This is a genomic window from Vibrio sp. V33_P6A3T137 (assembly GCF_009904835.1).
Classification (GTDB): domain Bacteria; phylum Pseudomonadota; class Gammaproteobacteria; order Enterobacterales; family Vibrionaceae; genus Vibrio; species Vibrio metschnikovii.
The window spans coordinates 1-3,360 of the sequence record NZ_WXWK01000085.1; the positions used below are offsets into that span (position 1 = coordinate 1).

Here is a 3,360-nt window from a genome sequence, read left to right on the forward strand (position 1 = left end):
GTTATAGAGCATAATGATAAGCTCTCACAGTTAAATTTTAAAGTTGTATGGTGGCTTGGTGCGCAGATCGTTGGCTGTCTTGGTTACATAGCGTTAGCAAAAATTTTTGCTAACAAAATAACCCCAAAGATTCGAAACAAGTTAATTGCATTCTTTACTGGTGAAGCGAATAGTAAAAGTTAAATCAACTAATCTATTCATATAGTAAAAACAGACCAAACAGCAAATCTTTCTTGCTGTGATTGGGGAGCGCCTCAAGTTAAAAAAGGAGCATAGCTGAGTCAGTGCAGATTTCGCTGACTCGAAAGTAAAAAATCGATTTACGATAACCAAAACTATTCTACTTACACCAAGATTTATTGATTAAATAGTTGAATGTAAGACCAAATGCTCATGGCAACAACTCCTTTACATCACAGCCCAAAGTCTCCGCAATCTGATACAACTTCTCAACCGTGATATTGACTTCACCGCGCTCAATGCGTCCAACATAACTTCTATCTATCTCTGCGAACAACGCGAGTTTATCTTGAGTTAACCCTTTGGATTTCCTCATTTTTGCAATGCGTTTGCCCACAAGTACTGCAAGCTTCTTGTTCATGTTTTTTATTTATGAAATTAATTTGCTGAACAATTACACACTTGCGGCATATAACTCCACGGATTATAATCCTCAAAATCATCAATAAAGGCCATTTTTTGAACACATGAAGGTAAAGATCAGAAAAGAGTTATTTCTCGCCATTTATTACAATGAACATTTCTCTGCCAATGACTTAAAGTCCTTTCCAATAGACTGTGATGAGAAAGAATACTTATCAGATGAATACGTCGAAAAAAAATTGAAGGAAATGTCGCTTATCGGCGCAGTCCTGTCGTGCGGTTTCGATAAGCATGGAGATGAGTTGTTTTCCAAAGGTTTTATGTTTAACCATACCGACTGGGAGGTCGTGGATTACGACAACTACAGTGAGGATTCCAATTACCTTTCTCTCAAAAAAGAAAGTCTCTTGACGATTTTGCAAGATAAACAGTCAGAGCTGTCAGAGTCCAATTCTCTTAATCAAAGGGCATGGAAGCATTTCAATCGGTTGTGTGCGCAATACTCCGAGCTTAGGCCATGCATAGAGCAATACATCTCAGAACATGACAATCGTAGATTGGATATCAAAGCCGAAATGCTGGCAGTAGAAAATGCAATTAATCTCTACAAAAACACAGCCCAACTAGAAGAAAGTGGGAGCTAATTTGCACAATCCTATACTTTACGTACATGCCACAAATAACAACATGCTCGTGGGGCAGTTTGTTCAACGGTCGAAGAACAACTTGTCATTTTCATATTCTGAACAATGGTTAGCATATCATTCATCCTTTCCGATCTCGTTGAGCCTACCGTTAAGAATGGGAGAAAATTCATCATTTAATGTATTGAATTTTATGAATAATCTTCTTCCTGATTTAATGGAAGAACGATTAAGCCTTGCTCACTCAATGGGAGTGCAATCCAACGATGTATTCACCTTACTCTCAAAAGTTGGTCATGATTGCACGGGCGGCATTTCATTTACTGAGAGTAGGGAGCCGCCAAATATAGGGTGGAAATATCGAGAGATCTCGGCAAGTGAATTAAATGAACTCGTTACTCAGCGTAAGTCATTTCTTCCATTTTTTGGTGACTACAGGCCATGTGTATCTGGTACACAAAGAAAAACCACGCTGATGAAAACAAATGGAAGGTGGTATGTCCCACAGGGAACCGCGTTCAGTAGCCACATAGTTAAGTATCCGATGGATGTTATTACCCAAAGTAACTCCGTGCTAGATATGAGTAGCAGCATTGAGAATGAATTCATATGTGCTCAAATAGCGAAGGAACTTGGTTTTAAAGCCCCCGACATTGAGATAATAACCGCAGAATCAGGAGCTAAAGCCCTTGCAGTAAAACGGTTCGACCGATGTTTTGGTGACGGAGTTGTGACTCGTAGACACCAAGAAGATTTCTGTCAGATTTTTGGTGTACCTGAACATCAAAAATATCAATCGGAGAACAACCTAGGTGTCTCCAAAATTGTTGATGTTTTAAGTCTCTCTGCGCAAAGCAAGGCGAACAATCATGACTTTTTTAAGTTCATGATTTTACAATGCCTTCTTGGTGCCACTGACGGGCATCTCAAGAATTTTTCCGTGCATATTGCTCCTGGCGGACACTATCAACTTGCACCGTTCTACGATTTGCTATCGGCTTACCCCGCTGTCAGTTCTACAGGGTTAAATAAGCGCAAGCTAAAACTAGCTATGGGACTGAAAGCATCACGAGGGTACAAATATCATATCAACAAAATTTGCTTACGCCATATAGAGCAGACAGCGAGTCAGTTCGGTATCAGTAATGCTGAATGCCATGAAATCGTCTATGCCTTTCTCGCTCAATTTAGTAGCGCACTGAGTTCTATAGACAAAAGATTCCCTGGACAGGAGTTCGCGTTGGTAAAGGATGCAATATTTCAACATGCCACTGAAATCGTTGAAAAGTTAAACAGAACAATTAAGTAAACATCTGGGGTAATAATTGTTGCTCATGTTGTAAACATACTCGTTAGCAGTGAGGGAAAATATGGCTGAAACCACGACCAATGGAAGTAACACGACTCTTGATTTGAAGCAGTCTTTCGCGCTGTTAAGTGTCGATAAGAATGGAATCGTAACGATGAAATTTGGAGATGAGGTAACGTTTTTTATGAATGACAAATGCTCAGCAATCACGGCCGATTTATTAAAAGTGATTGCATCAATAAAAAATGGGAGTATCCAGCAATGAAGCGCGAAAAAGAAAAGATCCGTGGACTAACAGAAACTTCGTGTGAGAACCACTTCTGTTGATTGCTCCTTCCCAAGAAATGAAAAAAGAATTAGATGTGATCGTCGGTGATTATTCAGTCGATTTAGATGGCGACTATTAGGAGTGAGGATGGTATGAAAGCAAAAATCGCCATTCTATCAGAAGATCTTGCTCGCAATCATATAAATCGGATTGCACAAGAAAAGGTGACATCTGAAGAACCTTACCCTCAATTTTTGTTTGAGTCACTGGCTGCGCTTTCACAACTATTTTCGAACTAAAATGTTGAGCTGCTGAATTTGATTGTTCGCGAAAAACCAAACAACACTCTAAGGCGAGGGCAATACTTACAATTCGGAGAGATTACAACCAATATAAAAACATACGCAAGAGAAATACACCCCACCATTAACATTCATAAAATAAATAACAACTACCTCCTATGATAGTTGATATTTATATAATTTACATTTTCTTTGAAAGACCTTCAAGAATTTAGTTCTAACTCCCCTCTCTCT

6 protein-coding genes are annotated in these 3,360 nt (G+C 39.1%); 5 read left to right on the top strand and 1 reads right to left on the bottom strand.

What is annotated here, in order from left to right:
- On the top strand, nucleotides 1-183 hold a 183-nt coding region (locus CAG60_RS16620), incomplete at its 5' end, for a hypothetical protein (RefSeq protein WP_237667765.1).
- Nucleotides 184-391: 208 nt separating this feature from the next.
- Here CAG60_RS16620 and CAG60_RS08415 read toward each other — a convergent pair.
- Nucleotides 392-601: a helix-turn-helix domain-containing protein gene (locus CAG60_RS08415; protein WP_161438726.1), complete on the bottom strand. Its 210-nt coding sequence runs from the start codon at nucleotides 599-601 to the stop codon at nucleotides 392-394.
- A gap of 106 nt (nucleotides 602-707) precedes the next feature.
- Here CAG60_RS08415 and CAG60_RS08420 point away from each other — a divergent pair, with 106 nt between their 5' ends.
- The 4 genes from CAG60_RS08420 (at nucleotide 708) to CAG60_RS08435 (ending at nucleotide 3,123) form a co-directional block, all read left to right on the top strand.
- Nucleotides 708-1,247 (top strand): hypothetical protein, encoded by a 540-nt coding sequence (locus CAG60_RS08420; RefSeq protein WP_136979388.1) that lies wholly within the window; start codon nucleotides 708-710, stop codon nucleotides 1,245-1,247.
- Nucleotide 1,248: 1 nt separating this feature from the next.
- Entirely contained in the window at nucleotides 1,249-2,556 is a 1,308-nt protein-coding gene (locus CAG60_RS08425) for a HipA domain-containing protein (protein ID WP_202598551.1), read from the top strand.
- 61 nt (nucleotides 2,557-2,617) lie between these two features.
- Nucleotides 2,618-2,821, top strand: coding sequence for a hypothetical protein (locus CAG60_RS08430; RefSeq protein WP_161438728.1), 204 nt, complete (start codon nucleotides 2,618-2,620; stop codon nucleotides 2,819-2,821).
- A 155-nt stretch (nucleotides 2,822-2,976) separates the two neighbouring features.
- A complete protein-coding gene (locus CAG60_RS08435; RefSeq protein WP_230373927.1) occupies nucleotides 2,977-3,123 on the top strand; it encodes a hypothetical protein in 147 nt (48 codons plus the stop codon).
- The last annotated feature ends 237 nt before the right edge of the window (nucleotides 3,124-3,360 follow it).